Source organism: Xylophilus sp. PBN-3R (assembly GCF_057747805.1).
Genome location: NZ_CM173225.1, coordinates 1,234,708 through 1,258,702 on the forward strand (window position 1 = coordinate 1,234,708; position 23,995 = coordinate 1,258,702).

At 64.9% G+C, this 23,995-nt stretch carries 13 protein-coding genes and 1 pseudogene; 11 read left to right on the forward strand and 3 right to left on the reverse strand.

Annotation, left to right across the window (positions count from 1 at the left end):
- Window positions 1-7: 7 nt before the first annotated feature.
- The 11 genes and pseudogenes from pcnB (at window position 8) to AC3ANW_RS05655 (ending at window position 20,613) form a co-directional block, all read left to right on the forward strand.
- On the forward strand, window positions 8-1,657 hold the full coding sequence (gene pcnB, locus AC3ANW_RS05605) for a polynucleotide adenylyltransferase PcnB (RefSeq protein WP_488344216.1): 1,650 nt from the start codon (window positions 8-10) through the stop codon (window positions 1,655-1,657).
- Window positions 1,635-2,138 carry a 2-amino-4-hydroxy-6-hydroxymethyldihydropteridine diphosphokinase gene (folK, locus tag AC3ANW_RS05610; RefSeq protein ID WP_488344217.1) on the forward strand — a complete coding sequence of 168 codons (504 nt, stop codon included), beginning with the start codon at window positions 1,635-1,637 and terminating at the stop codon, window positions 2,136-2,138. Before pcnB ends, folK begins: the two co-directional genes overlap by 23 nt.
- A 186-nt stretch (window positions 2,139-2,324) precedes the next feature.
- On the forward strand, window positions 2,325-4,262 hold the full coding sequence (gene glgB, locus AC3ANW_RS05615; protein WP_488344218.1) for a 1,4-alpha-glucan branching protein GlgB: 1,938 nt from the start codon (window positions 2,325-2,327) through the stop codon (window positions 4,260-4,262).
- 43 nt (window positions 4,263-4,305) lie between these two features.
- Window positions 4,306-5,610 carry a glucose-1-phosphate adenylyltransferase gene (gene glgC / locus AC3ANW_RS05620; RefSeq protein ID WP_488344219.1) on the forward strand — a complete coding sequence of 435 codons (1,305 nt, stop codon included), beginning with the start codon at window positions 4,306-4,308 and terminating at the stop codon, window positions 5,608-5,610.
- A complete protein-coding gene (gene glgX, locus AC3ANW_RS05625) occupies window positions 5,607-7,817 on the forward strand; it encodes a glycogen debranching protein GlgX (protein WP_488344220.1) in 2,211 nt (736 codons plus the stop codon). The genes glgC and glgX overlap by 4 nt, the downstream gene beginning before the upstream one ends.
- 65 nt (window positions 7,818-7,882) lie before the next feature.
- Window positions 7,883-9,730: a malto-oligosyltrehalose trehalohydrolase gene (gene treZ, locus AC3ANW_RS05630; protein ID WP_488344221.1), complete on the forward strand. Its 1,848-nt coding sequence runs from the start codon at window positions 7,883-7,885 to the stop codon at window positions 9,728-9,730.
- 40 nt (window positions 9,731-9,770) lie between these two features.
- The gene (locus AC3ANW_RS05635; RefSeq protein ID WP_488344222.1) at window positions 9,771-14,918 is read left to right on the forward strand and encodes a malto-oligosyltrehalose synthase; all 5,148 of its coding nucleotides are present in this window, start codon (window positions 9,771-9,773) and stop codon (window positions 14,916-14,918) included.
- A gap of 84 nt (window positions 14,919-15,002) precedes the next feature.
- A pseudogene (gene glgA, locus AC3ANW_RS05640) lies at window positions 15,003-16,391 on the forward strand (glycogen synthase GlgA); the annotation flags it as partial.
- A gap of 180 nt (window positions 16,392-16,571) precedes the next feature.
- On the forward strand, window positions 16,572-17,627 hold the full coding sequence (locus AC3ANW_RS05645) for an alpha/beta hydrolase (RefSeq protein WP_488344223.1): 1,056 nt from the start codon (window positions 16,572-16,574) through the stop codon (window positions 17,625-17,627).
- A 54-nt stretch (window positions 17,628-17,681) separates the two neighbouring features.
- On the forward strand, window positions 17,682-20,303 hold the full coding sequence (gene clpB, locus AC3ANW_RS05650) for an ATP-dependent chaperone ClpB (RefSeq protein ID WP_488344224.1): 2,622 nt from the start codon (window positions 17,682-17,684) through the stop codon (window positions 20,301-20,303).
- 7 nt (window positions 20,304-20,310) lie between these two features.
- Window positions 20,311-20,613 carry a hypothetical protein gene (locus AC3ANW_RS05655; protein ID WP_488344225.1) on the forward strand — a complete coding sequence of 101 codons (303 nt, stop codon included), beginning with the start codon at window positions 20,311-20,313 and terminating at the stop codon, window positions 20,611-20,613.
- Window positions 20,614-20,664: 51 nt separating this feature from the next.
- Here AC3ANW_RS05655 and AC3ANW_RS05660 read toward each other — a convergent pair whose 3' ends face one another.
- The 3 genes from AC3ANW_RS05660 to AC3ANW_RS05670 are packed head-to-tail and all read right to left on the reverse strand — an operon-like array spanning window position 20,665 to window position 23,945.
- Window positions 20,665-22,008, reverse strand: a complete 1,344-nt coding sequence (locus AC3ANW_RS05660) for a dicarboxylate/amino acid:cation symporter (RefSeq protein ID WP_488344226.1) — start codon at window positions 22,006-22,008, stop codon at window positions 20,665-20,667.
- A gap of 45 nt (window positions 22,009-22,053) precedes the next feature.
- Entirely contained in the window at window positions 22,054-22,914 is an 861-nt protein-coding gene (locus AC3ANW_RS05665) for a LysR family transcriptional regulator (RefSeq protein ID WP_488345359.1), read from the reverse strand.
- Between the two features lie 53 nt (window positions 22,915-22,967).
- Complete coding sequence (locus AC3ANW_RS05670) at window positions 22,968-23,945, reverse strand: tripartite tricarboxylate transporter substrate binding protein (RefSeq protein ID WP_488344227.1); 978 nt, start codon at window positions 23,943-23,945, stop codon at window positions 22,968-22,970.
- Window positions 23,946-23,995 lie beyond the last annotated feature (50 nt).

Consider the following 23,995-nt stretch of genomic DNA (forward strand, 5'->3'; position numbering starts at 1 on the left):
GCACACCATGATCAAGAAATTCATCGACAAACTCCTGGGCAAACCCTCCACCGGGTCCGCTGCGAAAAAACCGTCCTTCGGCAAACGCACCGAAGTGCCGCCGTCCGTCCACAAGATCGATCCGACGCTGGTCGACCGTCGTGCGGTCGACGTGGTTCGCACCCTGCAAGAGGCCGGCTTCGAAGCCTATGTGGTGGGCGGTGCGGTGCGCGACCTGCTGCTGGGCCTGCGGCCCAAGGACTTCGACGTTGCCACCACCGCCACGCCCGAGCAGGTCAAGGCGCTGTTCCGGCGCGCCTTCATCATCGGACGGCGTTTCCGCATCGTGCACGTGGTGTACGGCCGGGGCCGCGAACACGAAGTGATCGAGGTCTCGACCTTCCGCGCCTACCTCGACAACGCCGCCGCCGAACAGGTGGCCGGCAACGAACGCACCAGCAAAAGCGAACTGTCGGGCATGACCCATGCCGTCGATTCGACCGGCCGTGTGCTGCGCGACAACGTCTGGGGCCCGCAAGACGAGGACGCCACCCGCCGCGACTTCACCGTCAACGCCATGTACTACGACCCGCAGACGCAGATCTTGGTCGACTACCACGGCGGCATGAAAGACGCGCAAAAACGCACACTGCGCATGATCGGCGACCCGGCGACGCGTTACCGCGAAGACCCGGTGCGCATCATCCGCGCGGTGCGTTTCGCGGCCAAACTCAGCTCGCTGGGTTTCTCCATCGATCCCAAGACAGCCGCGCCGCTGGTCGCCTCGCAGGCGCTGTTGGCCGATGTGCCGCAAAGCCGCATGTTCGATGAAATGCTGAAGCTGCTGCAAACCGGCCATTCCATCGCCAGCATCGAGCAGCTGCGCAAGCTGGGGCTCGAGAAAGGCATCTATCCGCTGCTCGACATCGTGGTCAAACATGCCGACGAGCCCTTCATCAAGGCCGCGCTGCTCGACACCGACCGCCGTGTCGGCGAAGGCAAGCCGGTGGCGCCGTCTTTCCTGCTGGCCGCCGTGCTGTGGGAAGACGTGCGTTCGGTATGGCAACGCAAGACCGAGAAAGAGCGTGCCCATTCGGTGCCGGCGCTGCACGAAGCCATCGACGAAGTGTTCGACAAACGCATCGGCGACGTTTCGGGGCGCGGCAAGCTGGCCGCCGACATGCGCGAGATCTGGGTGATGCAGCCGCGCTTCGAGAAACGCACCGGCAGCGCACCTTTCGGCCTGGCCGAGCAGCCGCGGTTCCGTGCAGGTTTCGACTTCATGCGCCTGCGTTCGGACATCGGCGAGATCGACGAAGTGCTGGCCGACTGGTGGCAGGAATTCAGCACTGCCGACGACATGCGCCGGCAGGATCTGGTCGACCAGGTGCGCGACGAGCAGAAGAGCCGCCCGCGCCCCGCCCGTGCCGCCAGGCCGGCCGAAGGTGATGCGCCGCCGGCCCGCAAGCCGCGTGCACCGCGTGCCGCCACACCGGCACTTTCGGGTGACGAGGGCGAGGTGGGCGCGCAGGCGCAGTCACCGTCCGCCAACGAGCCGGAGACCGAGGGCGACTCTGCCGCTGCGCCTCGCAAGCGCCGCCGTCGCCGCAAGCCTTCCGGCGCAAGGGGTGAGGGCAGCGCCCAGGGCAATCAGGATGGCGGCGGCTCCGCCGAGTGATCAGCAGCCGGCGCCAGTCGATGGGGTTGTGACGGCCTACATCGGCATCGGCGCCAATCTGGGTGACGCAGCTGCGGCGGTGCGCACCGCTTTCCACGGACTCGCGGCCTTGCCTGCCACCACGCTGGTGCGGTGTTCGTCGCTGTACCGCAGCGCTCCTGTCGGCACCGACGGCCCGGAGTATTTCAACGCGGTGGCAGCCATTGCCACCCGTCTCGCGCCGCTGGATCTGCTGGCCGCACTGCAGCAGATCGAAAACGCCGCCGGTCGCACGCGGCCCTGGCGCTGGGCTCCCCGTACGCTCGACCTGGATCTGCTCTTCTACGGTGATGAGCAACTGGACCTGCCCACTCTCGTGGTGCCCCACCCCCGCATCCTGGAGCGCGCGTTCGTGCTGATGCCGCTCGCCGAACTGGCGCCCGACAGAGTTCCGGCCGCCGCGTTGGCCGCAGTTTCCGAGCAGGCCATCGAACGCCTCTGAGCCGGCCGGAAGGGCCTTTTCGTCCCTGCAGGTTTTCCCTCACATGTAACTTCTCGGCATGCTTTTTGCGGAGCCTGTCGGCGCTTGCCTACGTGGTGACAACGGTTTATCTGTCGGGAGTGTGTTGCGTTGCAGCAGACACTCGGTAACAGCCAATCAATGGCACAACAAGAGACCCCAGCAACCATGACATTGCGCGCCGCCGCCGACAGTTCCTCCGTGCCGCAAAAACGGACCCTGGCCCAGACGCCGGACCGTGCGTTGCATGCAGCGCCGCACCATCGCATCTTCGAGGCGCTTGGTGCGCATCTGTCGGAGCGGAAGGGCCAGGTCGGAGTCTCCTTCTGTGTCTGGGCGCCGAATGCGCGTGAAGTCGCGGTGATCGGCGACTTCAATGGGTGGCAGCCCCAGGCCATGCAGTCCCACCAAGACGGCAGCGGTAGGTGGAGTCTGTTCGTCGCAGGTGCGGCCGAAGGCGATTGCTACAAATATCGGGTCCAGCCACAACACGGCGAAGCGGTTGAAAAGGCCGACCCGATGGCGTTCGCAGCGGAATGCCCGCCCAGCACCGCGTCCCGTGTCGCATCGCTCGGCTACGAGTGGAACGACAGCGACTGGATGGCCGCCCGGGCGCGCCGGCAGGCAATGGACCAGCCGATGTCCATCTACGAAGTTCACCTGGGTTCGTGGCAACGTGCCGAGGATGGCACCTACCTGAATTACCGCGAAATCGGCAATCGGCTGGCGGCCCACTGCGAAGCGATGGGCTTCACCCACGTCGAACTGATGCCGGTCTCCGAACATCCTTTCTATGGCTCCTGGGGCTACCAGGTGTCAGGCTATTACGCAGCCACCGCCCGATATGGGTCTCCGCAAGACCTCATGGCGTTGGTTGATACGCTGCATCAGCGTGGCTTCGGTGTGCTGCTCGACTGGGTGCCCTCGCATTTCCCGTCCGATGCTCACAGCCTGGCTACTTTCGACGGCACCCATCTGTATGAACATCAGGACCCGCGCCTGGGATTCCATCCGCAGTGGAACAGCCTGATCTTCAATTACGGCCGCTATGAAGTGCGCGATTTCCTCATCGCGAACGCTTTGTTCTGGCTGCAGTACTACCACTTCGACGGCCTGCGGGTGGACGCAGTGGCGAGCATGCTGTACCTGGACTTCGCACGCGAGGACGGTCAGTGGTTGCCCAACGAACACGGCGGCAACCAGAACCTGCCGGCGGTGAAGTTCCTGCGGGAGCTCAACACGGCGGTTTACCGCGCTTTCCCCGACGTGCACATGATTGCCGAGGAGTCGTCCAGCTGGTCCGGCGTATCGCGCCCGGTCGAGATGGGCGGCCTGGGTTTCGGCATGAAATGGAACATGGGCTGGATGAACGACACGTTGCGTTATGTCGAGCGCGCCCACTTCTACCGCGAGTACCACCAGGACGAGCTGAAGTTCAGTTTCTGGTACGCCTTCAACGAGAACTTCGTGCTGCCGCTGTCTCACGACGAAGTCGTCTATGGCAAGGGCAGCCTCTATGAAAAGCAGCCCGGCGACGACTGGCAACGCGCTGCCGGCCTGCGCGGCATGCTCGGTTTCATGTGGGGCCACCCCGGCAAAAAGATGCTGTTCATGGGTGGTGAATTCGGCCAGGTGCAGGAATGGCACCACGAGCGCACCCTCGACTGGCACCTCTGGGCGCAGCCACAGCACGCTGGAATCGCCCGCTGGGTGGCCGACCTCAACCGCGCCTATCGGGCCCTGCCGGCGCTGTATCGCCATGATTTCGATGCCCGCGGTTTTTCATGGGCTCACCTCGGCCAGGAAAGCCGCACTGTGCTGGCCTTCTGGCGCCATCCAGGTGATGGTGACGGCAATGTACTGGTGCTCTGCAACATGACGCCTGCTCCCGTCGGCGGTTTGCAGGTCGGTGTCAACGGCAGCGGCTTCTGGCACGAAATCCTGAACAGCGATGCGGCGACCTACGGTGGAAGCGGCATTGGAAACCTGGGTGGCGTCCACGCCCAGGCACAAGCGTGTGGCGGTTTCAGCCACAGCCTGCAACTGACCTTGCCGCCGCTGGCGGTGGTGTTCCTGTCGGATCGACCCCTTCTCGCGATTTCCTGATTTTTCAACTTCCCAACTCACCCTGCTGCATTCGGAGACGGCCATGCCCAGCAACAAGAATGTTCTCGCTTTCGTGATGGCCGGTGGAGAAGGCTCGCGCCTTCACCCCCTGACCGCAGACCGCTGCAAACCTGCAGTGCCCTTCAACGGCAAGCACCGTGTCGTCGACTTCGTGCTTTCGAATCTCATCAACTCGGAGATCTTCTCGATCTACCTGCTGGTGCAGTACAAGAGCCAGTCGCTCATCGAACATGTGCGCACCGCCTGGACGCTGCCGCGTTTCGGCCCCGACCATTTCGTGACGGTGGTGCCGCCGCAGATGCGCAACGGTCCGGAATGGTTTCAGGGCACGGCCGACTCGGTCTACCAGAACATCCACCTGATCGAGAATTTCCAGCCCGAATACGTCTGCGTGTTCGGCGCCGATCACATCTATCGCATGGATGTGCGCCAGATGATCGAGTTCCACAAGGCCACCAACGCCGACGTGAGTGTGGCGACCCTGCCGGTCGCGCTGGAGCATTGCGACCAGTTCGGTGTGGTCGAGATCGACGAAAACCATCGCATCACCGATTTCAAGGAAAAGCCCAAGTCGGTCAAACCCATGCCTGGCAGCGACAAGTTTGCGCTGGCCTCGATGGGCAACTACATCTTCAAGGCAGATGTACTGCTGGCGGCATTGAAAAAGGCGCATGCCACCGGCGAAAGCGATTTCGGCAAACATATCCTGCCGAAGATGGTCGAGAGCCACAAACTGGTGGCCTACGACTTCGCCACCAACGAAATCCCGGGCACCGCACCGTTCGAGGAACATGGTTACTGGCGCGATGTCGGCACCATAGACGCGTACTTCGATGCCCATTTCGACACCCTCGGCGCGGCACCCAAATTCCGCATGACCAACCGGCAATGGCCGATCTATGCCAGCCCCGATCCGTCCGAATCGGCACAGATCGAAAACGGCGCCATCAACCGCTCCGTCGTGGGTTCCGGTTGCATCGTCGACGGTGCGATCCTCGACCATGCGATGCTGCGCCGCGCAGTCACCGTGCACCGTGATGCCAGGCTGGAACATTGCATCGTCATGGAGCGTTCGGTCATCGGGAAGGGTGCGCAGATCCGGCGCGCCATCGTCGACCAGGACAACCATATTCCACCGGGTGAACGCATCGGTCACGACCTGGAAAGCGACCGCAAACGTTTCCACGTGACCGACAGCGGCATCGTGGTGGTGCCGGCTGGCTACTTCTCGTCGGTGCAGCAACTGTCTTCTTCGCGCCTGACCGCCGATCCCGTTCCCAATTCCGAAGTCGCACAGGCCAAGACCGTGGCCGAGGCCCACCCATGAGCGCTGATCCATCGATGCCGGTTTCTTCCGAGCTGCTTTTTTCACGTGCCGAACGCGGCAGCGCCGTCCGCCTCGGCGCTCACTGGGACGGGCAGGGCACCAACTTCGCCCTGCATTCGGTGCCGGCCGAACGCATCGAGCTTTGTCTCTATGCCGCCGATGGCGCCACCGAAGTGGCCCGTGTCGACATGGCCGACCGCACCGGCGACACCTGGCATGTGTATCTTCGCGACTGCAAGCCCGGCACCCGCTACGGCTACCGCGTATACGGTGACTACAACCCTGAAGAGGGTCAGCGTTTCAACCCTTGCAAGCTGCTGATCGACCCCTATGCCCAGGCGCTCGACCGGCCGGTCGTCGGCAACCCTGGCCAATATGCATATGTGCTGGATGCGGAAGACCAGGACCTGACCATCGATGAAACCGACAATGGCACCGACATGCCCAAGTCGGTTGTGATCGACAACACCTTCGACTGGGGCGACGACAGGCACCCCAACGTGCCGTGGCACGAAACCATCTTCTACGAGGTGCATGTCAAGGGCTTCACCCAGCAGCACCCGGAGATCGGCGAACACGTGCGCGGCCGCTATGCCGGCATGGCATCGGACGCTGCGGTGGCCCACCTCAAGCGGCTGGGCATCACATCGGTTGAATTGCTTCCGGTGCACGCCTTCGTCGACGACGAGCGACTGGTGCAGGAAGACCTGCACAACTATTGGGGCTACAACACCATCGGCTTCCTTGCGCCCGAACCGCGATACGGCATGGAAGGCAATAGTCCGCAGGCCACCATCGACGAGTTCAAGGGCATGGTCAAGGCCCTGCATGCGCAAGGCATCGAGGTCATTCTCGACGTCGTCTACAACCATACGGCCGAAGGCAACCACCTCGGCCCGACACTGTCTTTCAAGGGCATCGACCACGCCGGTTACTACCGCCTGAGTCCGGAGGACCGTCGTTTCTGCGTCGATTACACCGGCACCGGGAACACGCTCGACAGCAGCAGCCCCGTCGTGCTGCGTCTGCTGATGGACAGCCTTCGTTACTGGGTCGAAGAGATGCATGTCGACGGCTTCCGGTTCGACCTGGCCTCCACGCTGGCTCGGGGTGCCAACGACTTCGACCAGCGCTCCGCCTTCTTCTCGGTGATCCAGCAAGATCCTGTGCTGGCCCGCGTCAAACTCATCGCCGAGCCGTGGGACATCGGCCCGACCGGTTATCAAGTGGGGGGGTTCCCTGCGCCCTGGGCGGAGTGGAACGGCAAATACCGCGATGCCATCCGCGACTTCTGGCGAGGCGAAGACGGTGCCTTGCCCGAATTCGCCGCCCGCATCTGCGGCTCGGCCGATGTCTTCGGCTGGTCGCGTCGCGGCCCGGGTGCCAGTGTGAACGTGGTGACGGTGCATGACGGCTTCACGCTGCACGACTTGGTCAGCTACAACGAAAAACACAACGACGCCAACCACGAGGACAACCGCGACGGCGAAAGCCACAACCGCAGCTGGAACTGTGGTGCGGAAGGCGACACCGATGACGCCGAGATCATCGCGCTGCGTGACCGCCAGAAACGCAATCTGCTGACCACCCTCTTCATGTCACAGGGCGTGCCCTTGCTGCTGGGCGGCGACGAGATGTCTCGCACCCAGGGCGGCAACAACAACGGGTATTGCCAGGACAGCGAGATTAGCTGGTTCGACTGGAACGAAGACCGGCGCAACGATCCGCTGGCCGCTTTCGTTCGTCGCCTCACCGCTTTCCGCAAGTCGCAACCGGTGCTTCGCCGTTCCCGGTTCTTCAGCGGCCAGGCAGACGAGACCGGCCGTCGCGACATCTGCTGGTTCAATGTCTGGGGCCACGAGATGACGCAGGAAGAATGGGACGCACCGGACGTGCGCATGGTCGCCGCATTGCTTGATGGCGGCCTGACCGGCGAGGTTGCGCAGGACGGCGGCGAGGTCACCGGCGATTCGGTGCTCATGTTGATCAACGCATCGCATGAGGAAGCCACGTTCACGGTGCCCGAAAGTGCCTCGGCACCCGGCGGCTGGACGGCGCGCATCGACACCGCCACGCTCGACGGCCAGCCGGTTTCGGGCGTCGACGAAGACGAGTCCGTGGCCGACATATCGCCCTGGCATGCGGGCGAACAGCATGTGTTGCCGGCGCATTCCATGGTGGTGCTCACGCAGTCCTGCTGCCCCTGATTCCGCTGCTTCGGTAACCGGGCGAGCCTGCTACCCGGTAGTCATTCAAAAAACGCAGATCACCGATGCAACAGAAAGTCCAAGCCAGCCATGTCTGGCCCATCGCCTTCGGCTCTTCCCTGATCGCCGAAGGTGGCGTGAGTTTTCGCCTCTGGGCACCCGAGGCCAGGCAGGTCGAACTGGTGGTGCACCGGCAGGGCACCCAGTCCGTCCACCCGGCTGAAAAGCAGAAAAAAGGCTGGTATGAGACCCGGCTGGCCGATGCCGGCGCGGGCACCCTCTACCAGTGGAAGATCAACGGCGAAACCACCGTGCCCGATCCGGCGTCGCGCTTCAATCCCGACGGCCCGCACGGCCCCAGCCAGGTGGTCGATCCCGAGCTTTTCGCCTGGGACACCGACTGGAAAGGACGGCCTTGGGCCGAGGTGGTGCTTTATGAAATGCACATCGGCACCTTCACCAGCGAAGGCACCTATGCGGCGGCCGAAGCCCGGCTCGACGAGCTGGTCGAAACCGGCATCACCGCCATCGAGCTGATGCCCCTGTCGGACTTTCCGGGCCGCTTCGGCTGGGGTTATGACGGTGTGCTGCCCTATGCGCCCCATGCACCATATGGCTCGCCGGACGAACTCAAGCACCTGATCCAGGCAGCACACCGCAAAGGGCTGATGGTGTTCCTGGACGTGGTCTACAACCACTTCGGCCCGGACGGCAACTACCTGGGGCTTTACGCGCCGCAGTTCTTTTCGAAGGTGCACACCAACCCGTGGGGCAACTCGCTCAATTTCGATCGGGCAGGCAGCGACACGGTGCGGGACTTCTTCGTGCAGAACGCGCTCTACTGGCTGCAGGAATACCGTTTCGACGGCCTGCGGCTGGATGCGATCCACGCCATCGTCGATGACAGCGCACTCGACGTCGTCGACGAACTTGCATTGAAGGTGCACCAGGCCATTACCGACCGCCATGTGCATCTGGTGCTGGAAAACGAGAACAATGGCTACCAGCGCCTGCCCGGCGACGGCCGTTACGACGCGCAGTGGAATGACGACTTCCACCATGTCATGTATGTCGCGCTGTCGGGTGATACCGCCGGTTATTACCAGGACTTCGGCAACCAGCCGGTCGCATTGCTGGCCCGCTCGCTGACCCACGGTTTTCTGTGGGAAGGCGCCCGCCGCAGTGCCGAGGGCGCACGGCTGAAATTGAAAGAGGCGCCGGCGCAACCGCTGGGTGCCATGGTCAACTTTCTCAACAACCACGACCAGAGCGGCAACCGCGCGTTCGGCGAACGATTCAACGAACTCGTGCCGGCCGAGTCGCTGCCCCTGGCCACCGCGCTGACCTTGCTGTCGCCGGCCGTGCCCATGCTGTTCGCGGGTGAGGAATACGGCGCCCGTTCGCCGTTCCTGTATTTCGCCGACTGGGAGGGAGACCTCCGGCAGGCGGTGTGCGAAGGGCGGCTGCGCGATTTCGGCCACTTTGCCAAACGCGCCGACGGCAGCACCGACGCTCCGCCGCCGCCCTGCGACGAGGCTACCTTCGCGGCCAGCCGGCTCGACTGGCAACATGCCGCCGCCGAAGATTCGCGTGCCTGGCGCAGCTTCGTCCAGCAGGCGCTGGCGGTACGCCGCCAGTGGTTCGTGCCCCGGCTCGACCGGTTGATCCAGGGTGCCCATGTGGCTCACATGCTCGACGAACGCACCTTCGTATTGCGCTGGCGTTATGAAGACGCCGAGACCATTGAGCTTCAGGTGCGGCTGGCCGACCGGTCGCTCGACGCTCCGGCGGCAGACGCCATGCCGTGGAAGCCGCTGGTCGAGCCGCAACTTATTTTTGCCACCGGCAACATGACGGAAACGTCGTGGGAGCCATGGTCGGCGCGCTGGATATTCGGCCGCGAAGTCGGCTGACGACCCCGCCAGAACACAACATCGAAAAAGGGATCCCGACGTGTCCGACAACCACCCCGCCGACGCCGGCTCCCACACCGCCACCGGCATCACCGACGACCGGCAGGCGCTGCATGCGCTGGCCGGCCAGGTCGGCCTGGCCGCCAGTTATCACGACTTCTTCGGCGCCACCCGCGACGTGCCGGACGAAACCCTGCGCAGCGCCCTGCATGCCATGGGCATTCCGGCGGCCGACGACGAACAGGTGCACAGTTCGCTGTCTTCGCACCAGGAATCCGGTGAACACCAGTCGCTGCCCTCGGTCATCGTGCTGCGCGAGGGCGCACCCGAACACGGCGTGGTGCTTTCACGCGGCACGCAGGACGGCAGCACCTGGCGCCTGACGCTGGAAGGCGGCGCGGTACAGGAACTCATCAGCCATACCGGCGGCAACGGCAAACCGTACGCGGTGCTGCCGCCCGGGCTGCCGCTGGGCTATCACCGGCTGGACGGTCCGACCGAGGACGGCGGTTATTGCGCGGTCATCGTCACCCCGGTCCGCTGCTGGATCCCGCCGCCGCTGCAGACCGGCGAGCGCTGGTGGGGGCCGTGCGTGCAGCTCTATGCCCTGCGTTCGGTGCGTAACTGGGGCATCGGCGATTTCAGCGACCTGCGCGTGCTGGTCGAGGCGATGGCGCAGCAGGGTGCGTCGTTCGTGGGCCTCAACCCGCTGCATGCTTTGTTCCCGCATCGGCCCGAGGTCGCCAGCCCGTACAGCCCGTCGAGCCGCAACATGCTCAACCCGGTGTACCTGGATGTCGAGGCGGTGGCCGAATACCGCGAATGCGACGCCGCCCGCCGCATGGTGGATGCAGAGGACTTCCAGCGTCGTCTGCAGCAGTTGCGGGCCACCGAAATGGTCGATTACGCCCAGGTGGCAGCGACCAAGGTCAGCGTGCTGGAACTGCTGTGGACCCATTTCCGTGAGCAGCACCTGACCCCGATCACCGCGCGCGGCGAGGCTTTCCACGCCTTCCTGTCCGCACGTGGCGAAGGGCTGCGCAGCCATGCGCTGTTCGAGGCCTTGCAGGCACATTTCTACGCGCTCGACCCGACCACCTGGGGCTGGCCTGCCTGGCCCGAGGCCTATCGCGCACCACAGGCCGAAGCGGTTGCGCAGTTCGCCCGCGAGAACGAGGAAAGGGTCGGTTTCTACGCCTGGCTGCAATGGCTGTGCGAACTGCAGCTGCAGGACGCCCAGCAGCGAGCGCTGTCCATCGGCATGGGCCTGGGCCTGTACCGCGACCTGGCCGTGGGCGTGAACGAAGGCGGCTCCGAAACCTGGACCGAACCCGCTTCCTATGCACTCGGCATGCATGTCGGTGCACCGCCGGACGCACTCAACGCGCTGGGCCAGAACTGGGGCCTGCCGCCGCTCAACCCGGCCCGCCTGATGGCAGGCCGCTACCAGCCCTTCATCGAGACTCTGCGTGCCAACATGCGCAACGCCGGCGCGCTGCGGCTGGACCATGTGATGGGCCTGATGCGCCTGTTCTGGATCTCGCCGGCCGGCGGTTCGTATGTGTCCTATCCGCTGGACGACCTGCTGGGTGTGCTGGCACTCGAAAGCCATCGCCACCGCTGCATGGTCATCGGCGAAGACCTGGGCAACGTGGCGCCGCGCATGCGCGAGGCCATGCATGAAAGGGCGCTGCTGTCGTACCGTCCCCTGTTCTTCGAGCGCACGGCCGACGGCGCCTTCCGGCCGCCGCAGGAATGGCCGCAGGAAGCGCTGGCCGTGGTCAGCACGCACGACCTGCCGACGCTGCGCGGTTTCTGGAGCGGCGACGACATCGAACTGCAGGCGAAACTCAAGCTCTATCCAAGCGCCGAGGTGCATGCCCAGCAGGTGCTGGCGCGCTCGGGGGACCGGGTGCAGCTGCTGCTGGCGCTTGACCGCGAAAACCTGCTGCCGCCCGGCGTCACGGTGCACAGCACCTCGCTGCCCGAAAGCACGCCCGCCTTCGCCGACGCGGTCTATGCCTTCCTGGCGCGCACACCCACGCTGCTGGTCGGTGTGCAACTGGAAGACGTCACCCAGCAACTGCTGCAGGTCAACGTGCCGGGCACGGGCGAAGACGTGTTCCCCAACTGGCGCCGCAAGCTGTCGGTGGAGGTCGACGACCTGGCAGCCGACGCCCGCCTGCTGTCGGTTGCCGCCGTACTGCGCCATCGCCGCTCCGGCCCGGCGCCGCGCCAGCTGCCCAGGCAGGGGGAACTGCCGGCGCTGGACACCGCGCGGGTGCCGCTGTCGACCTATCGGGTGCAGTTCCACGCCGGTTTCACTTTCGACCAGGCCACCGCTGTAGTGCCCTACCTGCATGCCATGGGCATCAGCCACCTCTATGCATCGCCCTACCTCAAGGCGCGTGGCGGCAGCACCCACGGCTACGACATCGTCGACCACAACGCACTCAACCCCGAGGTGGGCGACGAGGCGGCCTTCGACCGCATGTGCCAGACCCTGCGCGACCACGGCATGCGCCAGATGCTGGACATCGTGCCCAACCACATGGGCGTGCTGGAAGCCGACAACAGCTGGTGGCTCGACGTGCTCGAAAACGGCCCGGCCGCGGTGCATGCGGGTTTCTTCGACATCGAATGGGAACCCGCCGCCCCCGAGATGGCCGGCCGTGTGCTGTTGCCGGTGCTGGGTGACCACTACGGCCGGGTGCTGGAAGCCGGCGACCTGAAACTGGTCTTCGAACCAGAAGCCGGCGAGTTCTGGCTGCACTATTACGAACACCGTTTCCCTATCGACCCGCGCGACTATCCGTCGGTGCTCGCCGCATTGCCCATGCCGGCGCCGCTGGGCGAAGATCAGCGTGATGCGCAGGCGGTGGTGCAATCGCTGCTGCATGCCTTCGGCAACCTGCCGTCCCGCGACGACCTGAGCGAAGCCTGCCGCCAGGCCCGCGAGCGTGACCGTCCGCTGCACAAACGTTCGCTGGCCCGCCTGGCGCAGCGCCAGCCCTGGCTGGAAGCCTGGTTGCAGGCCTGCCTGAAGGTGATCAACGGCAACCCCGCGAACCCCGAAAGCTTCGATGCGCTGGACGCCCTGGTGCGACGACAAGCCTACCGGCTGGCGTATTGGCGAGTGGCGGGCGACGACATCAACTACCGCCGGTTCTTCGATGTGAACACCCTGGCCGGCATGCGCATGGAGCGACCGGAAGTGTTCGAGGCCACCCATCGCCGCATCCTGCGCTGGCTGCACAGCGACCGGGTGTCGGCGTTGCGCATCGACCATCCCGACGGCCTGTCAGACCCACGCGAATATTTCGAACGGTTGCAGGGCCGTTATGCCGCACAGGCCGACACGGCCGGCCGGCAACGGCGTGCGCTGTACCTGGTGGTCGAGAAGATCCTTGACATCGACGAAGACCTGCCTGCCGAATGGCCGGTGCACGGCGGCACCGGCTACCGTTTTTCGGGCCTGGTCAACGGGCTGTTCGTGCAGGGGGACAACGAGGCGCAGTTCGACAGCCTCTATCGCGACTTCAGCGGCGAACACGAACGTTTCGGCGACATCCTGTTCGACGCCAAGATCCATGTCATCGAAAACGGCCTGTCGAGCGAACTCGGCTGGCTGACCGAGACTCTCTACCGCATCACCCGCAGCGATCGGCGCACCTGCGACTTCACCCGCAACCGCCTCCGCCGCGCCCTGATGGTGGTGGCCGCCTGTCATCCGGTGTACCGCACCTATATCCGGGCGCAGGACGATGCGCCCAGCGCAGCCGACCGGGCGGTCATCGACCGCGCGACCACCTCGGCCCGCCGGCGCAGCGAGGGCGAAGAGCTGACCGTGATCGACCACCTGCGCCAGGTGCTGCTGCAGGCCTGCGAAATGGAGCAGGGCCCGCGCCGGGAAGCGGTCATGCGTTTCATCGCACGCTGGCAGCAATTCACCGCGCCGGTCACCGCCAAGGCGATGGAAGACACCGCTTTCTATCGCTACAACCGGCTCGTTTCGCTGAACGACGTGGGTGGCGACCCGCGCCGTTTCGGCACTTCGCCGGCCCATTTCCACGCGGTCAACTCGGACGATTCGGAACACAGGCCGCACTGGTTGCTGGGCACCTCGACCCACGACAGCAAACGTTCGGAAGACCTGCGCACCCGGCTCGACGTGCTGTCCGAAATCCCCGACGCCTGGGGCCAGGCCATCGAACGCTGGAGCAATTTCGCCGACTCGCTGCATGCGGTGGTCGACGGCGCGCCGGCCCCGAGCCGCAACGACGAATACCTGCTGTGGCAGACGCTGGTCGGCGCATGGCCGCTCAACGGGCTGAACGACGACAGCACCGAAGACCTGCGCGAACGAGTGCAGGCCTACATGCTCAAGGCGGTTCGCGAGGCCAAGCAGCACACCAGCTGGCTCAACCCGAGCGAGCCCTATGAAAAGGCGCTCGCCGCCTTCGTCGACGGCGTGCTGGACCGCGAATCCAGCCCGGGCCTGCTGGACGACATCGCGGCTTTCGTGGCGCATATCGCACCTTACGGATGCATCAACAGCCTGTCGCTGGTGGCGCTCAAGCTCACCTCGCCGGGCGTGCCCGACATCTACCACGGCTGCGAACAATGGAACTTCAGCCTGGTCGATCCGGACAACCGGCGGCCGGTGGATTTCACCCGGCTCGCCGACTCCCTGACCGGGCTGCAGGCGATGTACGCCAACGGTTTTCCGACGGTCGCCCAGTGGCAGGAACTGCGGCAAAACTGGACCGACGGCCGAATCAAGCAGCTGGTGACCTGGCGGCTGCTGCAACTGCGCCAGGCCCACCCAGAGGTGTTCCGTTCCGGCGGGTACCGGCCGCTGGAAGGCGAGGGCGCGCTTCGTTCCAGGATGGTGGCGTTTGCGCGCGGCCACGGTCTGAACGGCGTGATCACCGTCGCGGCACGCCTGCTGCGCGGAGCCACCGACCATCTTCCGCCGGATCCGCAGGGCATGGCGGCCCTGTGGCAGGGCACCTTGCTGCCGCTGCCGGCGGACGACGACGCGGTGTCGTGGGTGGACTGGTTCACCGGTGCGCCGGCGCGCCTGATGCCGTCGGGCTCCGGTGCGCCCTCGCTCGACGTGGGGCCGGCCTTGTCACTGCTGCCGGTGGCCGTGCTGGTGCCGGCGGCCTGGATCGGGGCAGATTGAGAACTTGTCCTGCGTGTCGGCATGGCGGCGGCGGGCATGATGGTTGCTCCGGCTGTCACGCCTGCATCCGTCCATTACGCCCCGATGAAGATACTGTTCGCCACTCCTGAATTCGCTCCCTGGGTCAAGACGGGCGGCCTGGGCGATGTCAGCGGGGCCCTGCCGGCTGCACTGGCCGCCCTGGGCCATGACGTCCATGTGCTGATACCGGCCTACGACAGTTTTGCGCTGCTGCCGGATCGCCGCGAAGTCATGCAATGGCCGGCCGCCGACGGTTGGCCGGCCGCCCGGCTCAGCACTGCGGTGCAGCCGGGCGGTGTCACCCTGCTGCTGCTCGAATGCCCCGAGCTCTATTCCCACGGCGGCGGTCCTTATATCGACAGCGTCGGCAACGACCATCCCTACAACGCCCGGCGCTTCGGTTTCCTGGCCTGGGTGGCGGCCAGGCTGGCCGGCCCCCAGTCGCCGTGGCGGGCCTGGCAGCCCGAGGTGCTGCACTGTCACGACTGGACACTGGGCCTGGCGCCCTTTTATCTCTACCTGGCGCGGCTGGCCGCCGGTTTCGACCTGCCTGCCGCGTCCAGCGTGATGACCATCCACAACCTGGCCTTCCAGGGCGTGTTCCCGATGTGGGATGCCGACATGCTGCAGATTCCGCCGCTTTACCGCGGCGTGCAGGGCGTCGAATACTGGGGCCAGATCTCCATGCTCAAGGCCGGCCTGTCGTTCTGCGATGCCATCACTACCGTCAGCCCGACCTATGCCCGCGAAATCTGCACCGAGTCGCTGGGCATGGGCCTGCACGGCGTGATGCAGGCGCGGGCCAGCCACCTGCGGGGCATCCTGAACGGCGTCGACACCGACATCTGGAATCCGTCCACCGACCCATTGCTGCCACAGAACTACAGCGCCGCCAGCCTTGGCGGCAAGGCGGCCTGCAAGGCCGCGCTGCAACGCGAGTTCGGCCTGACAGAGCGGCCCGACATCCTGCTGCTCTCGCTGGTCGGCAGGCTGACCGAACAGAAGGGCATCGACCTGGTGGTAGCCGCGCTGCCCTGGATTCTCGAACAAGGTGCACAGCTGGTGGTGTTGGGGCAGGGGGACCAGCGCCTGCAACGCGCGCTCACCGAAGCCGCCGCGGCGCATCCCACGCAGGTCAGCATCAACATCGGTTTTTCGGAAACCCAGGCCCACCGCATCGAGGCCGGCGCCGATGCCTTCCTCATGCCTTCGCGTTTCGAGCCCTGTGGACTGAATCAGATGTACAGCCAGCTCTACGGAACCGTGCCGCTGGTGCACGCCACCGGCGGATTGGCCGATTCGGTGACCGACCTGGCCGCCGGTGCAGACAGCGCGACCGGCGTAGTCATCGACCAGGCGACACCCGCCGCGCTGATGCTGGGCCTGCAACGGCTCAGCTCGGCATTCGCCGACAGGCAGGTATGGACGGCGCTGCAGCACAACGGCATGCGGGCCGGTTTCGGCTGGCAGGACAGCGCACGCGCCTATGACGCTCTCTATCGGGGATTACGGACCGATACCTGAGCGACAGCCGTTATTGATTCCCGCCTGCTGAAGGGACACTGTCCGACAAGGGACTCCATCCGGCCTGATCACGCTGCAGCGCTGAATCAACCAATCATGGAGTCATGCATGAGCGAAGAAGATTTCGACAAGGACAGCCGTCACGGTGAACCCAACCCTGTAGTCAATGCCCTGTCCAATGCGGTCGCGGCATTGCGGGCAGACGACGACCAACTGGCGGTGGCCAAGGCCTTCGACGGCTTGCACCCCAAGGCCATCGAGAAACTGGACGCGGCCGAGGCGCGCAGGCAACCCACCGCCGCCGATGCGGTCAGGGCCTTGCTGGAACAACAGGGCCGGCCGACCGACCCGACCCTGCTGGTGCCTGGCGTCCGCCACCGCGACGCCACGGTGCGCGGTGCGACCGGTGAGCTGCCCGCACGAATCTTCACGCCGGAAGGTCAGGGCCCGTTTCCGCTGATCGTCTATTTCCACGGCGGCGGCTGGGTGATCGCCGACAAGAACGTCTACGACGCCGGCGCCCGCGGCCTGGCGAAGGAAGCGCACGCGGTGGTGGTGTCCGTCGATTACCGGCAGGCCCCCGAATTCAAGTTTCCTGCGGCCTGGGAGGACGCCGTGGCGGCCTACCAGTTCGTGGTGGAGAACGCAGCCACCTTCGATGGCGATCCATCGCGTGTGGCGCTGGCCGGCGAAAGCGCGGGCGGCAATCTGGCCGTTGCGACCGCCATCGCGGCACGCGACGCCGGGCTGCCCTTGCCGGTCCATGTGCTGTCGGTCTACCCGGTCGCCCAGACCAGCCTGAATACCGAGTCTTACATCGAGAACGCCATCGCCAAGCCGCTGAACCGCGCCATGGTCAAGTGGTTCGTCGACCATTTGGTGCGTTCGGAGGACGATCTTCAGGACACCCGCTTGCAACTCATCGAGGCGGACCTGCGCGGCCTGCCGCCGGTCACCATCATCAACGCCCGCCTCGACCCCCTGCGCAGCGACGGAGCCAAGCTGAACGATGCACTCGAAGATGCCGGCGTTGAGGTCGAACGCCGCGAATACGAAGGCGTGGCGCACGAGTTCTTCGGTGGCGCCGCGGTGCTGAAGAAGGCACGCGATGCGCAGGCGTTTGCCGGCGAGCGCCTGCGAGAGGCATTCGTCACATCGCGCTGACCACTTGAAATCGGCCTGCGGGACGCCAGTTGGACCGCAGGAGATTTCAAAGTCATGCGAACCGACAAACTCACCACCAAATTTCAGGAAGCGCTTTCCGACGCGCAAAGCCTGGCCCTGGCCAACGACAACGGTTATATCGAGCCGGCTCACCTGTTGTCTGCTCTCACCACTCAGGACGATGGCCCGCGGGCACTGCTGGAGCGGGCAGGCGTCAATGTCAACGCCTTGTCCCAGGCGGCCGATGGCGCCATCAAGAAGCTGGCCCAGGTGCAGGGGCAGGACGTCACGGTCGGCCGTGACCTGGCCAGCCTGCTGCAGGCCACCGAAAAGGAGGCGCTCAAGCGCAACGACCAGTTCATCTCGGGTGAACTGTTCCTGCTGGCGCTGACTGACGCCAAGACCGACCTGGGCGAATCCGCCCGCAAGGCCGGCCTGACCCGCAAGTCGCTCGAAGCTGCTATCGAGGCGGTGCGCGGCGGCCAGAAGATGGACAGCGCAGATGCCGAAGGCCAGCGCGGAGCCCTCAAGAAATACACGCTCGACCTGACGGAACGTGCACGTATGGGCAAGCTCGATCCGGTCATCGGCCGCGACGAGGAAATCCGCCGCGCCATCCAGGTGCTGCAGCGCCGCAGCAAGAACAATCCGGTGCTGATCGGCGAGCCGGGCGTTGGCAAGACCGCCATCGTCGAAGGACTGGCGCAGCGCATCGTCGCCGGAGAAGTGCCTGAATCGCTCAAGGGCAAACGGGTCCTGTCACTCGACATGGCCGCGCTGCTGGCCGGCGCCAAATACCGCGGCGAGTTCGAGGAGCGCCTGAAGGCCGTGCTGAACGAACTGGCGAAGGACGAGGGGCAGACCATCGTCTTCATCGACGAACTGCACACCATGGTCGGCGCCGGCAAGGCCGAAGGCGCAATGGACGCCGGCAACATGCTCAAGCCCGCGCTGGCCCGTGGCGAACTGCACTGCGTGGGCGCGACGACCCTCGATGAATACCGCAAGTACATCGAGAAGGACGCTGCGCTGGAGCGCCGTTTTCAGAAGATCCTGGTGGGCGAGCCCAGCGTGGAAGCCACCATCGCGATCCTGCGCGGCCTGAAGGAGCGTTATGCCACCCACCACGGCGTGCAGATCACCGACCCGGCCATCGTGGCTGCGGCCGAGCTCAGCCATCGCTACATCACCGACCGTTTTCTGCCCGACAAGGCCATCGACCTGATCGACGAGGCCGCGGCGCGGGTCAGCATCGAGCGTGATTCCAAACCCGAGGTGATGGACCGCCTGGACCGTCGTCTGATCCAGCTGCAGATCGAGCGTGAAGCCGTCCGCAAGGAAACGGACGAGTCTTCGCAGAAACGGTTTGCCCTCATCGAAGAAGAGATCGGCCGCCTGCAGAAGGAAATTGCCGATTACGACGAGATCTGGCAGGCCGAGAAGGCAGCGGCGCAGGGCTCCAAACATGTGATGGAAGAGATCGAGAAGATCCGTTTCCAGATCGCCGAATCGACCCAGAAGGGCGACTTCAACAAGGTCGCCGAACTGCAGTACGGCAAGTTGCCGGCGCTCGAAAAGAAGTTGAAGGAAGCCGAGCAGATCGAACTGACCAAGGGCGCGTCGGCCAAACCCACACTGCTGCGCACCCAGGTCGGCGCCGAAGAGATCGCCGAAGTCGTGTCCCGCACCACCGGCATCCCGGTCAGCAAGATGCTGCAGGGCGAACGCGAAAAGCTGCTGCAGATGGAAGGCAAGCTGCACCAGCGGGTGGTGGGGCAGGACGAGGCCGTGCGTGCCGTTTCCGACGCCATCCGGCGCTCGCGTTCAGGCCTTTCCGACCCCAACCGGCCCACCGGCAGCTTTTTGTTCCTGGGCCCCACCGGTGTCGGCAAGACCGAGCTGTGCAAGGCGCTGGCCGGTTTTCTGTTCGACAGCGAAGACCACCTGATCCGCATCGACATGAGCGAGTTCATGGAGAAACATTCGGTCGCCCGGCTGATCGGCGCGCCGCCCGGTTATGTGGGTTACGACGAAGGCGGCTACCTCACCGAAGCAGTGCGCCGCAAACCCTACAGCGTGGTGCTGCTGGACGAGGTCGAGAAGGCCCATCCGGACGTCTTCAACGTGCTGCTGCAGGTGCTGGACGACGGTCGACTGACTGACGGTCAGGGACGCACCGTGGATTTCAAGAACGTGGTCATCGTGATGACCAGCAACATCGGCTCGCCGATCATCCAGGCCATGGTCGGCAGCGACCAGTCCGAGATCAAGGAAGCGGTGTGGGACGAACTGAAGAACCATTTCCGGCCCGAGTTCCTGAACCGCATCGACGAGACGGTGGTGTTCCACGGTCTGGACGCGGCCAACATCGCTTCCATCGCGGCCATCCAGCTGAAGGTGCTGCAGGCGCGGCTGGCCAAGATGGACCTGCAACTGGAGGTCAGCGATGCTGCTCTGGCCGAGCTGGCCAAGGTCGGATTCGATCCCGTGTTCGGCGCGCGGCCTTTGAAGCGTGCCATCCAGCAGCGCATCGAGAATCCGTTGTCGAAGCTGCTGCTGCAGGGCCGTTTCCCACCGAAGAGCGTGATTCCGGTGTCGGTGGATCCGGTCCTGGAGCCGGGTGTGTTCTCGTTCGGTGATGCTGCGCCGCTGGCGGAGGAGTCGGATATTGGGTGAGGTTTCCTTGCTTCAGCGATTCATGCTTCTGGTGCTGCGGCTGTTGCTGGTGGCGGTGGGCGCCGTGCTGGCGCTTGCCGTTCTCTGTGGGGTGTTTGCCCTGTTCCTGGTCTGGTTGGGCAAACGCACCTGGGCACGGTTGACGGGCCGGCCCGTGGCGCCCTGGGTTCTGCGCGCCGACCCCTTGGCGATATGGCGGCAGACCGCCGGGTTCCGGCGGGGCGCATCTGCGTCGCAGGAGCCATCAGCTGCCGCACCGCCCGGGCAGAAAAGAAGCCTGGGAGACGTGACGGACGTCACACCCAAGTAGATGTCGTGAAAAAGGCCGCTGAGCGGCCTTTTTCACGACAGTAACGATGTCTCAGACCGGCGGCCGCGGGGGTGCCTTGGCATCCATCACGAGTTCGGGCTCCTGGGCTTCGACCCAGGTCTCGTTGTTGAGGCCGGCGTGCAGCCGTTTTTCGTCCAATTCGTTGGTCCACTTGGCAACCACGATGGTGGCGACGCCGTTGCCGACCAGATTGGTCAAGGCCCGAGCTTCCGACATGAACCGGTCTATGCCCAGAATCAACGCCAGGCCGGCCACCGGAACATGTCCGACAGCCGACAGCGTGGCCGCCAGCACGATGAATCCGCTGCCCGTGACACCGGCGGCACCCTTCGAGGTCAGCAGCAGCACGGCCAGCAGCGTAAGTTCCTGCATCAGAGTCATGTCCGTGTTGGTTGCCTGCGCAATGAACACGGCTGCCATCGTCAGGTAGATCGACGTTCCATCGAGGTTGAACGAATAACCGGTAGGAATCACCAGGCCCACGCAGGTCTTCTTGGCGCCGAGGTTCTCCATCTTCTCCATCATCCGAGGCAGCACCGATTCGGAAGAGGAGGTGCCCAGCACGATGAGCAGTTCTTCCTTGATGTACTTGACGAACTTCCAGATGCTGAACCCGTGAAAACGGGCAATGGCACCCAAAACCACGAAAACGAACAGCAGGCAGGTGAGATAGAAGACCCCCATCAGCTTGCCTAGCGAGAACAAGGACGCGATGCCGTACTTGCCGATGGTGAAGGACATGGCACCGAAGGCACCGATGGGCGCCAGCTTCATGATCATGTTCACGATCCCGAACAGCACGTGCGAGCCCTTCTCGATCACGTCGAAGATCAGCGTGCCGCGGCCACCGAACTTGTGCAGGGCGAAACCGAACAGCACCGCCACCAGCAGCACCTGCAGCACTTCGCCCTTGGCGAAGGCATCGACGACGGTGTTGGGAATGACGTGCAGCAGGAAGTCGACCGTGCCTTCCATCTTGCCGGGGCCGGTGTAGGCAGCGATGGACTTGGTGTCGATGGTGGCCGGGTCGATGTTCATGCCGGCGCCCGGCTTCAGCACATTGACCAGCACCAGGCCGACGATCAGGGCGATGGTGCTGACGACTTCGAAGTAAAGCAACGCCAGGCCGCCGGTCTTGCCGACCTTCTTCATGTCTTCCATGCCGGCGATGCCGATGACCACGGTGCAGAAGATGATCGGCGCGATGATCATCTTGATGAGCTTGATGAATCCGTCACCCAGCGGTTTCATGCTCTCGCCGACGGACGGATAGAAGTGCCCGAGGAGCACGCCGATGATCAGCGCGGTGATCACCTGGAGGTAGAGCGATTTGTATAAGGGCTTCTTGGCCGCTGTCGAAGTGGACGGAGTCACGGGGAACCTCGGTTTTTCAAAAATTCGGTGGGGGCGATTGTGCGGTCAAAGGCGTTCTGCGAGTTGTTCGGCCAGCGTGGGGCGCGAGGCGGCCAGCCACAGCACGCCGAGTTCGAAATGGGGCAGGCTGTCGCCGTCACGCAGTTCGACGAACTGCACGCCGCGGTGGGCCAGCACGGCGGCCGATTGCGGCAACAGCGATGCGCCCAGGCCGGCTGCCACGCAGGACAGCACGGTGAGCGAGCGGTTGGCTTCCTGTACGAAACGTGGCTCCAGGCCGGCGCGTTGCAGGGCCTGGACGATGCCGGCGCGGGCCGCCGGCAGCTGTTTTTCGGGAAACCACACCAGGCCGAGGGCGGCGATGTCTGCCAGCGCGATGCGGCCGTCCGCACCCAGCGGGTGACCCGCCGGAACCACGCCCAGGAAACGCTCGCGCCGCACCAGCTTCATTCGCACCCGGCCGGTCAGCGGCATGGGCGTGTGCAGGAGTGCCAGGTCGATGTCTCCCTGTTCGAGCGCGTCGAGCTGGTCGGCGTTGCTCATCTCGGACAGCACGATCTCGACGCCCGGAAAATCGGCCTTCAGCAGGCGCAGGGCGGATGGCAATGCGTCGTATACGGCATGGGTGACAAACCCGATATGCAGCCGGCCGGCGCGCCCTCCGGCGATGTCGCGTGCGCGGCGGGTGGCCGATTCGGCCAGTGCCAGGCTGGCGCGCACGTCGTCGATGATGGCGCGGCCGGCGTCGGTCATCACCGCACCGCGGCGCGAGCGTTCGAACAGACGAACGCCCAGGTCTTCCTCCAGCCGCTTGAGCGCCTGGCTCAGCGCCGGCTGGGCGACACCCAGCGCCTCGGCCGCATGGGTGAGGCTGCCGGCGTCGGCGACGGCCAGCAGGTAGCGCATCAGCCGTGTGTCGAGCACGCCGCCCGACTTGCCGCCGGTGTCGCCGTTCGAACTCACTCGTCCTTCATGCCGGTCGCGGTGACGACCGCACCCAGGCGGGCACGTTCGTCGGCGACGAACTTGGTGAATGAGGCACGGGTGCCGCCGATGGGTTCGATGCCGATGGTCTTCAGGTGTTCGGCGGTGGTCGGATCCTTCATGGCGGCGTCGATGGCGGCGGCCATCTTGTCGAGGATGTCGGCAGGCACGCCGGCCGGTGCATGCACACCGCACCAGTGGGCGATCTGCATGTCGGGGAAACCCTGCTCGACTGCGGTGCTCAGCTGCGGATAGGCCGAGATTCGCGAGGTCCAGGTGTCGGCCAGGCCCTTGAGTTTGCCGCTCTTGATGTAGGGCAGGGCGACGATGCTGGCCTCCGACGTCGCTTCGACCTGTTTGCCCAGCACCGCGGTGATCGACTCGGAACCGCTCTTGTAGGGAACGATGTCCAGCTTGGCGCCGTACTTGGTCTCGAGGACGCCCGAGACGAAGTGCGGCGTGCTGCCGGTGCCGGCGGTGGCCCAGTGGAAACCGAGGCCCTGCTTGCTGGCGGCGATGAATTCCTTCAGGTTGTTGTAGGGCGCATCGGCCGGCACCAGGATCACCGATGGCGCCAGGCCGACCATGGCGACCGGGGTCAGTTCGCTGTCTTTGTATGGCAGCGATTTCTTGATCATGCTGTTGGAGATGACACCTGCCGCGCTGATCAGGAAGGTGTAGCCGTCGGGCTTCTGCTGGGCCACGTAGGCGGCGCCGAGGCTGGTCGAGCCGCCGGGTTTGTTCTCGATGACGATGGGCTGGCCGAGGCGTTTGGACGCACCTTCGGCTGCGGCGCGGGCCATCAGGTCGTTCGCGCCACCGGCCGAGAACGGCACGATGAAACGGATGGGATGGTTGGGCCAGCCGGCGGACTGTGCCATGGCGGGCAGGGCGACCGCTGCGGCTGCACAGGCCAGGGCCGAAACGGCGGTGCGGCGAAGGATGTTTTTCATGGTGTCTCTTTCTGAAGTTCTGAAGTTTTTGATGGCGAGTGATGAAAGGC

What these genes read in the sequence shown, in the direction of transcription:
- pcnB (WP_488344216.1), top strand. Translation starts at nt 8, where the DNA reads ATGATCAAGAAATTCATCGACAAACTCCTGGGCAAACCCTCCACCGGG.
- folK (WP_488344217.1), top strand. Translation starts at nt 1,635, where the DNA reads ATGGCGGCGGCTCCGCCGAGTGATCAGCAGCCGGCGCCAGTCGATGGG.
- glgB (WP_488344218.1), top strand. Translation starts at nt 2,325, where the DNA reads ATGACATTGCGCGCCGCCGCCGACAGTTCCTCCGTGCCGCAAAAACGG.
- glgC (WP_488344219.1), top strand. Translation starts at nt 4,306, where the DNA reads ATGCCCAGCAACAAGAATGTTCTCGCTTTCGTGATGGCCGGTGGAGAA.
- glgX (WP_488344220.1), top strand. Translation starts at nt 5,607, where the DNA reads ATGAGCGCTGATCCATCGATGCCGGTTTCTTCCGAGCTGCTTTTTTCA.
- treZ (WP_488344221.1), top strand. Translation starts at nt 7,883, where the DNA reads ATGCAACAGAAAGTCCAAGCCAGCCATGTCTGGCCCATCGCCTTCGGC.
- AC3ANW_RS05645 (WP_488344223.1), top strand. Translation starts at nt 16,572, where the DNA reads ATGAGCGAAGAAGATTTCGACAAGGACAGCCGTCACGGTGAACCCAAC.
- clpB (WP_488344224.1), top strand. Translation starts at nt 17,682, where the DNA reads ATGCGAACCGACAAACTCACCACCAAATTTCAGGAAGCGCTTTCCGAC.
- AC3ANW_RS05665 (WP_488345359.1), bottom strand. Translation starts at nt 22,914, where the DNA reads ATGCGCTACCTGCTGGCCGTCGCCGACGCCGGCAGCCTCACCCATGCG.
- AC3ANW_RS05670 (WP_488344227.1), bottom strand. Translation starts at nt 23,945, where the DNA reads ATGAAAAACATCCTTCGCCGCACCGCCGTTTCGGCCCTGGCCTGTGCA.